At 61.8% G+C, this 15,960-nt stretch carries 12 protein-coding genes; 8 read left to right on the top strand and 4 right to left on the bottom strand.

Features of this window, described 5'->3' with window-relative positions; genetic code table 11:
• Positions 1 to 59 precede the first annotated feature (59 nt).
• Complete coding sequence (locus BSY240_RS14120; protein ID WP_069042726.1) at positions 60 to 650, bottom strand: nitroreductase family protein; 591 nt, start codon at positions 648 to 650, stop codon at positions 60 to 62.
• A 275-nt stretch (positions 651 to 925) separates the two neighbouring features.
• Here BSY240_RS14120 and BSY240_RS14115 point away from each other — a divergent pair, with 275 nt between their 5' ends.
• The 8 genes from BSY240_RS14115 to BSY240_RS14080 all read left to right on the top strand — a co-directional run bounded on the left by BSY240_RS14115 (position 926) and on the right by BSY240_RS14080 (position 8,772).
• Positions 926 to 2,209, top strand: a complete 1,284-nt coding sequence (locus BSY240_RS14115; RefSeq protein ID WP_069042725.1) for a polyhydroxyalkanoate depolymerase — start codon at positions 926 to 928, stop codon at positions 2,207 to 2,209.
• Between the two features lie 144 nt (positions 2,210 to 2,353).
• A complete protein-coding gene (locus tag BSY240_RS14110) occupies positions 2,354 to 2,785 on the top strand; it encodes a DUF2852 domain-containing protein (RefSeq protein WP_069043984.1) in 432 nt (143 codons plus the stop codon).
• A 93-nt stretch (positions 2,786 to 2,878) separates the two neighbouring features.
• Complete coding sequence (locus BSY240_RS14105; protein ID WP_069042724.1) at positions 2,879 to 3,637, top strand: M48 family metallopeptidase; 759 nt, start codon at positions 2,879 to 2,881, stop codon at positions 3,635 to 3,637.
• A 73-nt stretch (positions 3,638 to 3,710) separates the two neighbouring features.
• Complete coding sequence (locus BSY240_RS14100) at positions 3,711 to 4,385, top strand: phosphoribosylanthranilate isomerase (protein ID WP_054150000.1); 675 nt, start codon at positions 3,711 to 3,713, stop codon at positions 4,383 to 4,385.
• Positions 4,382 to 5,602, top strand: a complete 1,221-nt coding sequence (gene trpB, locus BSY240_RS14095; protein WP_054149999.1) for a tryptophan synthase subunit beta — start codon at positions 4,382 to 4,384, stop codon at positions 5,600 to 5,602. The genes BSY240_RS14100 and trpB overlap by 4 nt, the downstream gene beginning before the upstream one ends.
• Before the next feature lie 2 nt (positions 5,603 to 5,604).
• The gene (gene trpA / locus BSY240_RS14090; RefSeq protein ID WP_069042723.1) at positions 5,605 to 6,444 is read left to right on the top strand and encodes a tryptophan synthase subunit alpha; all 840 of its coding nucleotides are present in this window, start codon (positions 5,605 to 5,607) and stop codon (positions 6,442 to 6,444) included.
• Positions 6,445 to 6,482: 38 nt separating this feature from the next.
• Positions 6,483 to 7,391: an acetyl-CoA carboxylase, carboxyltransferase subunit beta gene (gene accD / locus BSY240_RS14085; protein WP_069042722.1), complete on the top strand. Its 909-nt coding sequence runs from the start codon at positions 6,483 to 6,485 to the stop codon at positions 7,389 to 7,391.
• A 40-nt stretch (positions 7,392 to 7,431) separates the two neighbouring features.
• Entirely contained in the window at positions 7,432 to 8,772 is a 1,341-nt protein-coding gene (locus BSY240_RS14080) for a bifunctional folylpolyglutamate synthase/dihydrofolate synthase (RefSeq protein ID WP_054149996.1), read from the top strand.
• Between the two features lie 52 nt (positions 8,773 to 8,824).
• Here the strand turns inward: BSY240_RS14080 and trxA are convergent, their stop codons facing one another.
• The 3 genes from trxA to addB form a co-directional block, all read right to left on the bottom strand.
• Positions 8,825 to 9,145, bottom strand: a complete 321-nt coding sequence (gene trxA / locus BSY240_RS14075; RefSeq protein ID WP_069042721.1) for a thioredoxin — start codon at positions 9,143 to 9,145, stop codon at positions 8,825 to 8,827.
• Between the two features lie 75 nt (positions 9,146 to 9,220).
• Positions 9,221 to 12,778, bottom strand: coding sequence for a double-strand break repair helicase AddA (addA, locus tag BSY240_RS14070; protein ID WP_069042720.1), 3,558 nt, complete (start codon positions 12,776 to 12,778; stop codon positions 9,221 to 9,223).
• A complete protein-coding gene (addB, locus tag BSY240_RS14065; RefSeq protein WP_069042719.1) occupies positions 12,771 to 15,959 on the bottom strand; it encodes a double-strand break repair protein AddB in 3,189 nt (1,062 codons plus the stop codon). Before addB ends, addA begins: the two co-directional genes overlap by 8 nt.
• Position 15,960 lies beyond the last annotated feature (1 nt).

The following is a 15,960-nucleotide window of genomic DNA, read 5'->3' as shown; positions in this document are numbered from 1 at the left end:
AACAGGTTTCGTTGTTGAGATGGTTAACGTGATTCACGTGAAACCATGAATGCGCGGGCTCAGAAACGTCCCTCGAATGCCACTTCAGCCAGAGCCTTGCGACCATTCGGCGTTTCCTTCGAACGCAGACCTTCCGGCAGCGCTTCCTTGTCACCCAGCTTGCCGATGGCCACCGCTGCGTTGATGTGGAAACCATCAGGCGCGCCCAGCTCGGAGACGGCCCGATCGAAGTCGAAGCCGGTCATCGCGTGGGCGAAATAGCCCGACTTCATGGCCTGAACAGAGAGCAGACCCCAGGCAGCACCCGCGTCGAAACTGTGGCTGCGATAGGACTTCGGCTCCGAACCATCAGCCGGACGGCTCAGCGTGTCGGAAAAGATGAAGACGAGGGCCGCGGCATTCTTGGCCCAACCCTGGTTGAACTCGATCAAGATATCGAGAAACTTGTCGAACTCAGGTGTTCCCTTCAGGGCGTAGATGAAGCGCCAGGGCTGGTAGTTGAACGCTGACGGCGCCCAATGCGCAGCATCGAGGATGGTCAGGAGATCTTCCTTCGGCATCGTGCTGCCATCAAAGGCACGCGGCGACCATCGATCGAGAAAGATCGGATCGACATTGTATTCGGACTGGCGGTGATTGCTGCTGGTCATGGTGTTCCTTCACACATGTCTTGGGATGACGGATGGAACAAACATCAATTCGCAAGCCTCGGAAAGGGTCGCGGCTGCAAATTCGGGTGAACACTGTGATCGTTGATTAACCCCATCGAGGGGAGGGAACCTTAAGGCTTTTCCAACATCATCCGAAGTCATGAGACTTTATGTGCTGCGAAAGGAGGGATAATCCGGGCTTTTGCGATGCACAAAGTCTGTTAGTGTAGCGAATGAACGAGGACCCTCTGGTCCGACAAAAAGGTACAGAACCCATGTTCTATCAGCTCTATGAACTGAACCATGCATTCATGGCGCCATTCCGGGCAACAGCGGACGCGATGAACCTGGCATGGAGAAACCCGCTCAACCCTTGGTCCCATACGGTCGTCGGGCGTTCATTCTCAGCGGGCTTTGAAGTTTTCGAACGTGTGACGCGCCGCTATGGCAAGCCCGCCTTCGGCCTCCCGACAACCAGGATCGGGGATGAAAGCGTCACGGTCGAGGAAGAAATCGTCTGGCGCAAGCCTTTCTGCGACCTGATCCATTTCAAGCGCCATCTTCCAGCCGGCACCGAAAAGGGTCCGCGCATCCTCATCGTCGCACCCATGTCGGGCCACTACGCGACCTTGCTCCGTGGGACGGTCGAGGCACTGCTGCCGAGTGCGGACCTTTACATCACCGACTGGATCGATGCCCGTATGGTGCCGGTGACCGAAGGCGATTTCGATCTCGACGACTATATCGACTACGTCATCGACATCCTTCATCACCTCGGTCCTGACACCCATGTGGTCGCAGTCTGTCAGCCCTCCGTTCCCGTGCTGGCCGCCGTCGCCGTCATGGAAGGTGAGGGGGACGTCTGCGCACCGTCCTCGATGACACTCATGGGTGGCCCCATCGACACGCGCATCAACCCGACGGCCGTCAATCAACTGGCCCAGGACAAGCCGCTCGAATGGTTCCGCGACAACGTCATCATGCAGGTGCCGTGGCCGCAGCCCGGCTTCATGCGTCAGGTCTATCCGGGCTTCCTGCAGCTCTCGGGATTTATGTCGATGAACCTTGATCGGCACATGATTGCGCACAAGGAGTTTTACATGCACCTCGTCAAGAACGACGGGGAACCGGCCGAGAAGCACCGCGACTTCTACGATGAATATCTGGCGGTCATGGACCTCACGGCGGAATTCTATCTTCAGACCGTCGAGACGGTGTTCATCAAGCACTCCCTGCCCAAGGGTGAGATGATGCATCGCAACAAGCGCGTCGACACGACAGCGATCCGCAACGTCGCGCTTTTGACAGTCGAAGGCGAAAACGACGACATCTCGGGTCTCGGTCAGACCAAGGCGGCGCAGACAATCTGCACCAACATTCCCGATGATATGCGCCTGCATTACATGCAGCCGGACGTTGGCCACTACGGCGTCTTCAATGGCTCGCGTTTCCGTCGCGAAATCGCGCCGCGCATTGTCGAATTCGCCCGCACACACGGCAAGAAGGCCAAGACCACCACTCCGGTCAAGCGCGTCATCAAGGGCGGCAAGGCTCTCTGACATTTTCGTCATTCCGAATTTAAGAAGCGGATTCAGTCGGTTCTCCGATTGGGTCCGCTTCTTTCTTGAAGGGCAGGGCGGCATTTCCCACATCGAAACCATCGGACGGCATTCCGCTGTCCGCGCAAAACGAGGTTATCGATGATGAACCAGTCAGCACTGCTTCGGCCGGATTGGACTCCGGCAACCGTCGCCTTGATGGTGCTCGGCTTCATGGTCTTCTGGCCGCTCGGTCTGGCCATGCTTGCCTACATCCTGTTCGGCGAGAAGTTCCAGAGCTTCAAGCGGGAAGCCAACCAGAAGGCGGATAGTGCCTTCGCCTGGTGCCGCTCCAACAGCTACACTGCGCCTGCCTCCACCGGCAACGTCGCTTTCGACGACTGGCGCAAGACAGAACTCGAGCGTCTCGACGCAGAACGTCGCCGTCTCGATGAAATGCGCGCCGAATTCGACAACTACGCCCGCGAACTGCGCCGGGCGAAGGACCAGGAAGAGTTCGACCGCTTCATGCGCGACCGTCAGCAGATGAAGACTTCAGGCGAGGGCGGTCCCGCCCAGGGTTTCACCGGCAACTGACCGGTCGAGCCATCCTGTCGCAACCGGGGTCGGCGCACTTGCGCCGGCCTTTTTTATTGCAAGAAGAGCTCCCGAATCGGCTAGAACACACGCATGTTTCCCCTGCTTAAAAAGCTGACACCGCAGAGAGCCCCGGCGATCCAGCTGGAGCGGGCGATTGCCGTGGATGGACGGTCCATTCCGCTGACCATCAGAAAGAACAGCCGCGCGACCCGCATCACGCTCAGGATCGAGCCCGGCGGGCGCGCTTTGAAGATGACAATTCCGCCAGGGCTGCGCGAACGGGACATCGATGACTTTCTCGATCGCCACCAGGGCTGGCTCAGCACCAAGCTCAAGCGCCAGAAAACGGTCGGCGCCATTGAGGATGGCGGAGACATTCTACTCCGAGGCATTCCCCATCGTATCGTCCATACAGGTCAGTTGCGCGGCCTGACCCAATCGATCGACAGCGAGATTGGCCATGTCCTCAGCGTCAGCGGCCTTGAGGACCATTTGCCGAGGCGCGTCGCCGATTTCCTCAAGAAGGAAGCACGCCATGACCTCGAGCGCCTCGTGGCTCTGCATGCCAGAAATGTCGGCAAGCCAGTCAAAAGCATGACGCTGAAGGATACCCGCAGCAGATGGGGATCCTGTTCCTGGGACGGCAAGCTGAGCTTCTCCTGGCGCATTGTCATGGCGCCGCCTCTGGTCATCGACTATCTCGCTGCCCACGAGGTTGCGCATTTGCGGGAGATGAACCACGGTCCGGCCTTCTGGGCACTTTGCAAGGAGCTCTGCCCACCCATGGACGAAGCGAAGTCCTGGCTGAAGCGTCATGGCTCGGCCCTTCATGCCATAGACTTCGACTGATTGACCCCGCGACCTTTCAGCCTCTGTCGCAAATTGGCTCGACTCTTTTTTGATTTCGTGCGACTTCGCTGCCATGAGACCCGATATCAAGATCTGCGGACTGAAGACGCCGGAGGCGGTCGATCGTGCGGCCGACCGCGGCGCGAGCCATATCGGCTTCATCTTCTTTGAAAAGAGCCCGCGCAACATCGAGCCTGATATCGCAGGTGTGCTCGCAGACCGCGTTCGCGGCCGGGTGAAAAGCGTCGCGGTGACAGTCGATGCAGATAATGACGATCTCGACGAGATTATTGCGCTTATGCGTCCTGATATCCTGCAGTTCCATGGCCACGAAAGCCCGGAACGGCTGCTGACAGTCAAGGCGGTCACCGGTCTTCCGATTATGAAGGCATTTTCCATTCGCGATGCCGATGACCTGAGGCGTATCGAGCCCTATATCGGGATTGCCGATCGTTTTCTCTTCGATGCCAAACCGCCTGTGGGCTCCGATTTGCCCGGCGGCAATGGCGTCACCTTCGATTGGCGTCTCTTGCGTTCGCTTGACGACAGCGTCGATTACATGCTTTCCGGAGGCCTCAACAAGGCCAATATCGCAGAGGCCCTGCGGGAAACCGGAGCACGGGCAATCGACGTATCCTCTGGCGTGGAATCTGCGCCGGGCGTCAAGGATCTGCAGATAATGGATGAGTTTTTTGCGGCCGTTGCCGAGGCAAGTCGTGCACAGCCGGTTTCAGGGAGTGTCAAGTGAACCAGTCACCGAAACCCAATTCCTTCCGTGAAGGTCCAGACGAAGACGGCCGCTTCGGCATCTTCGGTGGCCGTTTCGTCGCCGAGACGCTGATGCCGCTGATCCTGGACCTGCAGGCGGAATGGGAAAAGGCGAAAACGGATCCGGAATTCCAGGCCGAACTGGCGCATCTCAACACCCATTATACCGGTCGCCCAAGCCCGCTCTATTTCGCCGAGCGTCTGACCGAAGAACTCGGTGGCGCAAAGATCTACTTCAAGCGCGATGAGCTGAACCACACCGGTTCGCACAAGATCAACAACTGCCTCGGCCAGATCCTGCTCGCCAAGCGCATGGGCAAGACCCGTATCATCGCTGAAACCGGCGCCGGCCAGCATGGTGTGGCCTCTGCCACGGTCGCCGCTCGCTTCGGCATCCCTTGCGTCGTCTACATGGGCGCGACCGACGTCGAGCGCCAGGCGCCGAACGTTTTCCGCATGAAGCTGCTCGGTGCCGAGGTGAAGCCGGTTACCTCTGGCCATGGCACCCTCAAGGACGCGATGAACGAGGCGTTGCGCGACTGGGTCACCAATGTCGACGATACCTATTATATGATCGGCACAGCCGCCGGCCCTCATCCCTATCCGGAAATGGTCCGCGACTTCCAGTCGGTCATCGGCCGCGAAACGCGCGAGCAGATGCTGGCTGCGGAAGGCCGCCTGCCGGACATGCTGATTGCTGCCGTCGGTGGTGGTTCGAACGCGATCGGCCTCTTCCATCCCTTCCTGGATGACGAGAGTGTCCGCATCGTTGGCGTCGAAGCCGGTGGCAAGGGTCTCGAAGGCGAGGAGCACTGCGCTTCGCTGACCGCAGGTACGCCCGGCGTCCTGCATGGCAACCGCACCTATCTGCTGCAGGACGGCGACGGCCAGATCAAGGAAGGTCACTCGATCTCCGCCGGCCTCGATTATCCGGGTATTGGCCCGGAGCATTCCTGGCTGAAGGATATGGGCCGCGTCGAATACGTTCCGATCAGGGACGACGAGGCGCTCGCCGCCTTCCAGCTGCTGACGCGCACCGAAGGCATCATCCCGGCGCTCGAGCCGAGCCATGCGCTCGCCGAAGTCGTCAAGCGCGCCCCGAAGATGGACAAGGACCAGATCATTGTGATGAACCTCTGCGGCCGCGGCGACAAGGATATCTTCACTGTCGGCAAGATTCTCGGTATGGGGCTCTGATCATGACTGCGCGTATGGACCAACGTTTCGCTGCACTGAAAGCAGAAGGCCGCCCGGCTCTCGTCACCTATTTCATGGGTGGCGATCCGGACTACGACACGTCGCTCGCGATCATGAAGGCTCTGCCGGAAGCCGGCGCCGACGTTATCGAGCTCGGCATGCCCTTCTCGGATCCCATGGCCGATGGCCCGGCGATCCAGCTTGCCGGCCAGCGGGCCCTCAAAGCCGGCCAAACCCTCGTTCGCACGCTCGATCTGGCGCGTGAATTCCGCAAGACGGACAATGAAACGCCGATCGTCATGATGGGTTACTACAACCCGATCTACGTCTATGGCGTCGAGCGTTTCCTTGACGACGCATTGGCTGCCGGCATCGATGGCCTGATCGTTGTCGATCTGCCGCCGGAAATGGATGACGAACTCTGCATCCCGGCCCGCAGCCGTGACATCAACTTCATCCGTCTGGCAACCCCGACAACCGACGACAAGCGTTTGCCCACTGTTCTCAAGAACACCTCGGGCTTCGTCTATTACGTCTCGATGAACGGCATCACCGGTTCGGCACTGCCGGATCCCTCCCGTGTTGCCGGTGCCGTCCAGCGCATCAAGGCGCATACGGACCTGCCTATCTGCGTCGGCTTCGGCGTCAAGACTGCCGAGCATGCCCGCCTGATCGGCGCCAATGCCGATGGCGTCGTGGTTGGGACCGCGATCGTCAATCAGGTTGCTACAAATCTCACAGCCGATGGCAAAGCGACGGCGGATACGGTTCAGGCCGTCGCCACGCTGGTGCGCGGACTGGCAACCGGCGTGCGGTCTGCACGCCTTGCTGCTGCCGAATAAGCACCCCATATGGGCTTTAAATATCAGGAGTAAGCCGCGTGAACTGGATCACCAACTATGTGCGCCCGCGCATCAATTCCATGCTGGGCCGCCGCGAAGTTCCGGAAAACCTCTGGATCAAGTGCCCGGAAACGGGCGAGATGGTCTTCCACAAGGACTTGGAAGAGAACAAGTGGGTGATCCCGGCTTCCGGCTATCACATGAAGATGCCGGCAAAGTCGCGCCTGATCGATCTCTTCGACGGTGGCCATTTCGAAGCCCTGCCGCAGCCGAAAGTTGCGCAGGATCCGCTGAAGTTCCGCGATTCCAAGAAATACACCGACCGTCTTCGTGACAGCCGCGTGAAGACGGATCAGGAAGACACGATCGTTGCCGGCGTCGGCACGGTGCAGGGCCTGAAGCTCGTTGCCGTCGTCCACGAGTTCAACTTCATGGGCGGTTCGCTCGGCATTGCCGCTGGCGAAGCGATCGTGAAGGCCTTCGAACGCGCCATCAAGGAAAAGTGCCCGCTGGTCATGTTCCCGGCTTCGGGTGGCGCCCGCATGCAGGAGGGTATCCTCTCGCTGATGCAGCTGCCGCGCACCACGGTTGCCGTCGACATGCTGAAGGAAGCCGGCCAGCCCTACATCGTCGTCCTCACCAACCCGACTACGGGCGGCGTAACGGCCTCTTACGCCATGCTGGGCGACCTCCACATTGCAGAGCCAGGTGCCGAGATCTGCTTTGCCGGCAAGCGCGTTATCGAGCAGACGATCCGCGAGAAGTTGCCGGAAGGCTTCCAGACCTCTGAATACCTACTGGAACACGGCATGGTCGACATGGTCGTCAAGCGTCACGACATTCCTGACACGCTCGCGCGCGTCCTGAAGATCATGACCAAGCGCCCTGCCAACGACACGGCGGTCCCTGCGAAGGTGGCAGAGCCGGTCGAGAAGGCCTCGGCCTGAGCCGCGTTTTCTGTGAGGCCGCGGTCGCGGAACGAAAGTGATGACAGCCCCCATCGTCAGCCAGGCCGATGCCGAGATCGAAAAACTCATGGGGCTGCACCCCAAGGGCTACGATCTGTCGCTCGACCGTATCCGCCGCCTCCTTGAGGTTCTGGGTAACCCGCATCTGAAGCTGCCGCCGGTCATTCATGTGGCCGGCACAAACGGCAAGGGGTCGGCCTCGGCCTTTTGCCGGGCGCTTCTGGAGGCCCAGGGCCTGTCCGTCCACGTCCACACCTCACCGCATCTGGTGCGCTGGCATGAGCGCTATCGCATCGGCGTAAAGGGTGGCCCCGGTCAGATCGTCGACGATGAACTGTTTGCCGATGCTCTGCGCCGCGTTGCCGAGGCAAACGGCGGCAAACCGATCACCGTCTTCGAGATCCTGACGGCGGTGACATTCATTCTCTTTTCCGAACAGCCTGCCGACGTCGTCGTGCTGGAGGTCGGTCTTGGCGGCCGCTTCGACGCCACCAATGTCGTCGAAAAGCCGGCTGTCTGCATCATCCAGCCGATCTCGCTCGATCATCAGGCCTATCTCGGCGATCGCGTCGAACTGATCGCCGCCGAAAAGGCCGGAATCATGAAGCGCGGCGTCCCCGTCGTGATTGGACACCAGGAGTTCGACGGCGCCAAGGATGTGCTGATCAGCACGGCCGAACGCCTCGGCTGTCCTCTCACCGTCTTCGCCCAGGATTTCCTGGCGTACGAAGAATTCGGACGGCTCGTCTACCAGGACGAATTCGGTCTGATGGACCTGCCGCTGCCGCGTCTGCCGGGTCGGCACCAGATCGGCAATGCCGCAACCGCCATCCGTGCGGTCAAGGCAGCCGGCTACTCCGTCACCGAAGAGATTGCCGAAAAGGCCATGCTGTCGGTCGAATGGCCGGGCCGCCTGCAGAAGCTCACCGAGGGTCGGCTGGTGGAGCGTGCGCCGGCCGGCGCTGAAATCTGGCTCGACGGAGGCCACAATCCCGGCGCAGGCGAAGTCATCGCGGAGGCCATGGCATCCATGGAAGAACGCCAGGCGCGACCGCTGCATCTGGTCATCGGCATGATCAACACCAAGGATCCGATCGGCTTCTTCCGCGCTTTCGTGGATATCGCCCATAACGTCTACACTGTCCCGATAACGGGCTCTGACGTTGGCCTCGACCCGGTGGCACTTGCCCAGTCGGCAGCTGAGGCTGGTTTGAAGGCCCTTCCGATGGAGTCGCTTGGCCAGGCGCTGGACGCAATCCGCGAACGCAGTGAAGATGGCGTTCCGCCCCGCATCATGATCGGCGGCTCGCTTTATCTGGCGGGCAATGTACTCGCCGAAAACGGCACCATCCCCAAATGAAAAAAGCCCGGCTGTAACCGGGCTTTTTCTTTATTCATCAATGACGTGAGGCTTATGCCGCGCCGGCGATCCAGCTGGAAAGCGCAGTCTTCGGAGCCGCACCCACCTTGATATCGGCCACTTCACCACCCTTGAAGACGGCCAGCGTCGGGATCGAGCGAACACCGAACTGGGCAGCCAGTTCCGGGTTTTCATCGATGTTGAGCTTGGCGATCTTCACCTTGCCGGCGAGTTCGTTGGAGATTTCTTCGAGGCTCGGTGCAATCATCTTGCACGGGCCGCACCATTCGGCCCAGAAATCCACGACGACCGGTTCGGAAGCGTCGAGAACCTCGGCCTGGAAATTGGACTTGTCGACTTTAACGGTAGCCATGGGGCTCTCCCTTCATAAATACGGAATTGACTAGATATGTGATGCCGCGCGGCAGCAATTTCAATATGCGGTATCTCACGATGTTTCGAGGTCGGCAAGGGACCGCTGAAGAAGGCTTTCATCAAGGGGAATGAGGCTGCCGTTTTCGGTGTAGATCAGCCAGCATTCGACTTGTTTGCCGGGATAGAGCGGCTGCAGGATCTCGCGATAGATGGCGAGCTGCACCCGATGCGAGAGGGGGCATTGGGCCGCCTCCAGTGGTGGATTCCGGTTGGTCTTGTAGTCGGCGATGATCACCCGGTCGGCAAGCACGGTCATGCGGTCGATCCGGCCGGAGACCGCACGCAATTCTCCCTTCAGCCGCATCGTGCCCATGACCGAAACTTCCGCGCGACTGCCGGCATCGAACAGCGGGCGAAGCGCCTCGTCTTCGAGAACGGTGATCACGGTGGAGACCAGTCTCTGTCGCTGCTCTGCCGGCCAGAACCGGGCAGCACGTTCTGCATAACGCTCAGCTGCCTCGCGGCGGTCACCCTCCGGAAAGCTCGGCAAATTCTGCAGCATCCGATGGATGAGCCGCCCGCGCTGCAGAGCGAGATCCGCCTTTTCCGTCGTCGAGAACAGCGCAGAGGCGGTCAACGCATCCTCGTCTTCGTCGATGACGATGCTGCCGGCACCGGAGGGGCTGAGCGGTCTCGGTAGGCTGATCGGTGGCGGCAGCGGCTTCCAGAGCGTCGAGGGAAGGCTGTGGCTCTCCTCGCTTTCGGCGCCCTCTTCGGTCACCGGCAGATCATGCTCTGCCTCGCCGAGAGACCAGCGCAATCCGGCCCAGCTGCCATCCGGCCCGGTGAATTCGACCTGTTTGCAGCGCGTTTCGTCGGCGCTCAGCGCCCGCGCGATCATCTTGTGCCAGATCTCGCCCGTGTCCTGCACGCCGCGATAACCACCGACGATCAGACGGTCGGCAGCGCGGGTCATCGCGACATAGAGCAGCCGGCGATATTCCTCCTCGGCCTGATCCTTGCGCCGATCCATGTCGGCAGCGGAGATCGAATTGCCGAGCGACTTCGACGGCACCCAGATCGGGAAGGGCATGCCTTCAGCCGTCCCAATGATTCGCAGCTTTGCCACATGGTTCGAATTGAAGGGCTTCGAGCCGCCATCGATCAGGAAGACGATTGGCGCCTCAAGTCCCTTCGAGGCATGAACCGTCATGATCCGGACTTCGTTGCGCTCCTTGTCCTGTTCGCGCTTGACCTCAGGCGCTTCCATCTCGAGCGTCGAAACGAAGGATTGCAAGCCGGGCAATCCGCTGGTCTCGAAGGAGAGGGCAAAGGTCAGGAACTCGTCGATGATGTCGCTGACCTCGGAGCCGAGGCGACCGAGATAGGCCCTCCGACCACCATGAACGCTGAGCACCCGGGCATAGAAATCATGAACGGAGTACTCCCGCGCCTGTTCGAGAAACAGGGTGAGCCGGTCGTAGGTCTTCTTCCACGCGCCATCAGTTTCAGCCTGCTCCGTCAGTCTCGCCCAGAGGCTCTGTCCTTCCGGTCGCTCGGCAGCGAGCTGCATCAAATCATCTTCGCCGTGATTGAACAGTGGGCTCTTCAACAGCGAAGCGAGAGACAGATCGTCTCCCGGCAGCAGCAGGAAACGTCCGAGCGCCAGCATGTCCTGCACGGCAATATGGCTTGTCAGCTTCAGGCGGTCTGCACCAGCGACCGGTACGTTATGCGGGCGTTTCAGCGCGCGGGTCAGCGCATTGACGAAGCCGTCGCGCTTGCGCACGAGCACGAGGATATCGCCCGGGCGGATCAGCCGCTTGTTGCCCTTCTCGATGATCGTTTCCCGTCCGACGATCTGGCTGATCTGATGCGCCACGCGTCGTGCGAGAATTGCCGACGGGGCGCTTTCCGGCGTCGCGTCGAAGGGGGCGGTCCAGTTCTCGTCCTTCTCCTGCTTTTCGGCGGCGATCATATCCCAGACATCGACGGTCCCCGGATGTCCGATGCGGCTCGACTGGTGGATGACGGGTTCGCCGCCGGCACTGAGGCCCCGGCTGTTTTCCGGCAGGCTGAAGACCTGGTCGACGGCCGCAAGGACCGATTGCGTCGAGCGGAAGGAGAGCGGCAGACGCACCGTGTTGAAGTCCTGTCCGCTTTCAGTCACGGCCTGCGCGGTCTGGCGCGCCTCTTGCGAGAACTGCTCCGGGCGCGCGCCCTGGAAGGAATAGATCGACTGCTTCTCGTCGCCCACGGCGAAGAAGGTGCGGATCCCGGGCCGGGCGCTCAATCCGGTGAAAAAGTCTTCGCGCAGCGACCGGATGACATCCCATTGCACTGGGCTCGTATCCTGCGCTTCGTCGACGAGGATATGGTCGATACCCTGGTCCAGCTTGTAATGCACCCAGGCGCCGACATCGCCGCGCGTCAGAAGCCGGGCGGTGCGCACGATCAGATCCTCGAAATCGAGCTGAGACCGTCGCTTCTTCAGTTCCTCGTAGTCGGTGTCGAGACGCACGGCCAGCGTCAGTGCAGACCGCGTCGCCTCATACATGCGGAAGATCCGCAGCCCGTCCCGCATCGCGACCACATGATCCCGGGCCGCAATCACGGCATCCTTGAGATCCGGCGCCACCTTGGTCATGGCGGCGGCAATCAGCGAGCTGTCGGCCTTTGGCGCTTCCTGTGCCGTCAGGAAAGCCTGGTCCAGAAGCTTCGCTCGCTCCAGCGGATCGGCTTCCACCAGCGCCCGTTCCAGCACTTCCGCGACGGCCCGCACCTTCTCGCCGCCCTTTTCGAGGGCAAGCTGGATGTACCGGGCAAAATTGCCACCGGACAAACCGGCAAGCGGCCAGTAGTCCTCCGCGCGGCTGGTCTCGCTCTCCAGCGGCCCGATGCCGAGGCCCTTCCGCAGGGTCGCATCAAGGCCTCCCGTCCGTTCCGCCCGCTGCCGGAAGTCTCTGACAGCATGGCGGTTGGCCACGGTATCGGCAATCAAGCCTTCGAGCCCGCTTTCATCGGCAATGCTCAAGACCTGCGAGAAAGCTTCGGCGAGTGCTGCATCATTCTCCGTCGACGTGGCCGTCAGCAGCGATCGCCGCGCTTCGGCCAGAACGGTGACCGCGACGCGATCATCGAGGACGTTGAAATGCCCGGCGACATTCGCTTCCAAGGGAAACTGGTGCAGCAACGCTTCGCAGAAGGCGTGAATCGTCTGGATCTTAAGACCACCCGGCGTTTCCAGCGCCTTGGCAAAGAGCCGCCGTGCAGCCGCAAGCGTCGCCCGATCCGGCTCCCTCTGCTCGATGGCCGCAATCCGCTTGGACAGTTCCCGGTCATCGAGCGTCGCCCATTCCGCCAGCCGCTCGAAGACGCGGTTCGACATTTCGGACGCCGCAGCCTTGGTGTAGGTCAGGCAGAGAATGGATGAGGGGCGGGCGCCGGCGAGCAGCAGCCGGATCACCCGCTGCGTCAGCACATGCGTCTTGCCGGAGCCGGCATTCGCCGACACCCAGGCCGACTGGCCGGGATGCGAAGCGCGCGACTGGGCAAGCGTCGTCCAGCCGAGCCAGGCGGCGGGATCGCTGCCGGTCGGTAGCTCGTCCAGGGCAAAGCGCTGATCACTCATCGCCGGCTCCTTCCTCGGCTTCCGCCGTCGACCACTCCGCGACTCGCGCCAGATGGTCGTATTCGCCGCCATAGGCGTTCTGTTCCGCCGGGATGAGGCGGGAGACATAACCCCGCTCGCCGCTCTGCAGCGCCTGGACGAAGCGGCCAAGTTCGTCAACGGATTGCGTCGCAAGCTCAAGCGCAGACTTCTTGTTGTCGCCCCGCGTTGCCATTTCGTTGTTCACCTGGTCTGCCGAAAAGCGATCGCCAGGTCTCAGGCGTACATAGACAAGATTGAGAGGTTTCACGTCACCGGCAGGCTTGAAGGCGCCTTGGAGAAGGGCCGCCGCCTCCAGCGCCAATTGTGGGTCAAGCAGGCTGCGCGCCTGATTGGCGCTCGGGTTGAGGCCCGTCTTGTAGTCGATGATATCGGCAAAGCCGCCGCCTCGGATATCGATCCGGTCCGCTATTCCGCTAATGGTGATATCAACAGGGCGAAGCAGCACATTGCCTCTGACTTCCGTCATCGAGCGCTTGATTTCCGGTCTCCGCTGCCGCTCCCAGCTGAGAAAGGCAGAGGCGACACTGTAGAAGCGCTGACGCCAGACGATATCGATGTGCAGCGGCAGAGCCTCCGTCAGGAACTCCTCATCGGTGATCCGGTGCAGGATATCGAGCGCGTCCAGCCGGGCCGGGTCATGATCCTCGCGGATGAAACGCTCGACGATGCGGTGATAGAGCGTCCCGCGTTCCGCCGCCCCCGGATCCTGGTTGAAGGGATCGACGGGATCGAGACGCAGGATGCGCCGCGCATAGATGGAATAGGGGTCCCGCCGGAAGCGCCCCACCTCGGAAAAGCTGAAGCTACGCGGCTGAAGTTCTGCGCGCGGTCGTGGCGCGGGGCGCTGTGCCGGTGCCTGGTTTTCGCCCTGGTCGATCAGGTCGGCGTAGCGCCGATAGATCTGTCCGCGCTTTCGCATCTCGTCTTCCAGAAGGGGCCCGCCAAGAGCCATCAGACGCTGCAGCCAGCGAGAGGCGACCGTCGGCGCAGAGCCTTGGCGTAGCGAGCGCGAGAAGATCAGTTTCCGCGTGCCACAGGCCATCTGGAAGTCATGCGCCACCTGGCCGATCTGCCGTTCCGGCGGCTCAAGCCCGACTTCGGTCTTCATGACGCGCGACAGGAAGGGATTGTTCTTGGTCTGGCTCGGCCAGCTCCCCTCGTTCATCCCGCCGATCACCATCATGTCGACATTCTGCAGGCGCGCTTCGAGCGTCCCGAAGATGAAGACGCGGGGATGCCGCATGGCGCGTGGCTTGACCGCCTGGCCGGCCATCAGCGCCGTCAGGATATCAACCCATTGCGCGCCGTCCGCCTCGATCTGTCCGTCCGTCTCAAGCACCTCGGCGAGGAGCCTCGCCAGAGCCTCGCCCGCCGCATCGCCCCAGAGACCGGCCAGATCACCGCGCTCGTCGACCGTGACGGCTTCCAGCACCCGACCCGTGCGCTCGGCCCAGTCACTGACCGTCAATGTCTGCGACAGCACGCGCCCGTCAGTCGACCGGATGACGGACGAGACGAGGGGGTCGACCGCCTTGGTTACCCGGCTCGCCAGCAGGCGAGCAAGCTCGATCTCCTCGGGCGCAATCGAGATGCGCCATTGCGGCTTGTGACGGTCGGCCAGATGCGCTTCGAGCCCTTCCGCAAACAACGGTTCCATCTCGGCAAGGTCGAGGCTCTTCAGACCGCCACGCAGCGCGATGCGTTCCAGCGCGTCGGCAGCCTTGCGCATATCCTCGGCCGTGAAACCGAACCGTGCCAGAGGATGCTTGATCAGGGAGACGATGGCCACCGGATCGCCCGGACGCAGGCAGGCCTCGGCCACCACCTGGGTCAGCATGGCAGCCTGGGTCCCGGTCATCGGCGTACCCGCCGAATCATCCGCCTCGATCCCGAACCGCGCGAGTTCGGACATGACACGCCGCGCCAGCGCGCGATCCGGCGTGATCAGCGCCACCCGGCTTTCGGGATTGTCGGAAACCTCTTCGAGCCCCAGCCGGAGCGCAATTGCAATCGCCGTTGCTTCTTCGCGCTCATTGGCCGTCTCGATCAGGGCGACATCGCGAAATGCCGCGAGCAGGCGTGAATCGTCGATATCCTGCCGCCAGGCCTTCCAGGTGTCGGTCGCCTCGGCGGGCGCCATGGCACGCGACAGAAATTCGGCTCGATCCCGGAGCGCCGGATCGGAGGCTTCGAGAGCCTGAACATCGGCGCGTTCAAGTTTCATATGCCGCAGCAGATGGGCAAGGCCATATTGCGGATGCCCGCGCACGGCAGGGCTTGGACGTATCACGGAGATCTCGCGATCGTTGAGCTTCGCCCAGTCCTCGTCCGGCATGTCCAGATCAAGCCCGGGCAGCACCACGACCCCCTGGTCGAGCTCGGCAATCGCGGCAATGAGCTCGGCCGCTGCCGGGATCGAGCCGGTGGAGCCCGCAACGATGACGGGACCGGAAGCACCCTGTCTTCTGAACCGTTCGGCCTCGGCCCTCAGCACCGCATCGCGGTGGCGGGCCGGAGACGACCGCACCAGTTCCTGCAGCCGTGCAGGCCAGAACAGGGTCGCAATTTTCAGAAACTCCAGCGTCAGCTGCCACCAGGAGCCGAAGTCGGCCGATTGAAGGTTCTCCAATTCCGTCCAGTCGCAACCTTCCGTCTCGGCTGCTTCGATCAGCTCCACCAGCGCCCGTGCCAGCCAGACGGCATCTGCCGGGCTCGCCGGTGCCACGAACGGCGTGTCCGAATGGATTGACCGGACGATCTCCGGCAGCTGGTTGCGCCAGGCAAGGATCAGCCGGGCGAGTTCCAGAAGCATGACGGTGCCGCTCACCGGCGGGGCAAGATCCATCAGCTGCGGCGCATCGAGATCGAAGAAGCCACTGTCGTCATCCGTCTCGCCGAGCGTGCGAATGTCGGGAAGGATCGCCGCGCGACCACCGAGCAGATCGACGAACTCAGACCGCAGCACGCGCGCTGCGCGTCGGGTCGGAACGAGCAGAGTGACGCCTGCCAGAGAAAGCGGATCGGCGGGGTCATAGCGAAAATCGTCGGTGAGGCGACCGTCGAGCAGCGCTTCCGTCAGCGTCCTGAGGAAGGGCCGGCCCGGTGGGATCGTCAGCAGACGCGGCGCCTTGCTCACCATC

This window comes from Agrobacterium sp. RAC06, from assembly GCF_001713475.1.
Classification (GTDB): Bacteria; Pseudomonadota; Alphaproteobacteria; order Rhizobiales; family Rhizobiaceae; genus Allorhizobium.
This window is presented reverse-complemented; position numbering and strand designations above follow the sequence as displayed.

Excerpts from the sequence above, each read along its gene's own strand:
- BSY240_RS14120 (WP_069042726.1), bottom strand. The coding sequence starts at position 650 with ATGACCAGCAGCAATCACCGCCAGTCCGAATACAATGTCGATCCGATC.
- addB (WP_069042719.1), bottom strand. The coding sequence starts at position 15,959 with ATGGTGAGCAAGGCGCCGCGTCTGCTGACGATCCCACCGGGCCGGCCC.
- BSY240_RS14105 (WP_069042724.1), top strand. The coding sequence starts at position 2,879 with ATGTTTCCCCTGCTTAAAAAGCTGACACCGCAGAGAGCCCCGGCGATC.
- BSY240_RS14100 (WP_054150000.1), top strand. The coding sequence starts at position 3,711 with ATGAGACCCGATATCAAGATCTGCGGACTGAAGACGCCGGAGGCGGTC.
- BSY240_RS14115 (WP_069042725.1), top strand. The coding sequence starts at position 926 with ATGTTCTATCAGCTCTATGAACTGAACCATGCATTCATGGCGCCATTC.
- addA (WP_069042720.1), bottom strand. The coding sequence starts at position 12,778 with ATGAGTGATCAGCGCTTTGCCCTGGACGAGCTACCGACCGGCAGCGAT.
- BSY240_RS14110 (WP_069043984.1), top strand. The coding sequence starts at position 2,354 with ATGAACCAGTCAGCACTGCTTCGGCCGGATTGGACTCCGGCAACCGTC.
- trpA (WP_069042723.1), top strand. The coding sequence starts at position 5,605 with ATGACTGCGCGTATGGACCAACGTTTCGCTGCACTGAAAGCAGAAGGC.
- BSY240_RS14080 (WP_054149996.1), top strand. The coding sequence starts at position 7,432 with ATGACAGCCCCCATCGTCAGCCAGGCCGATGCCGAGATCGAAAAACTC.
- trxA (WP_069042721.1), bottom strand. The coding sequence starts at position 9,145 with ATGGCTACCGTTAAAGTCGACAAGTCCAATTTCCAGGCCGAGGTTCTC.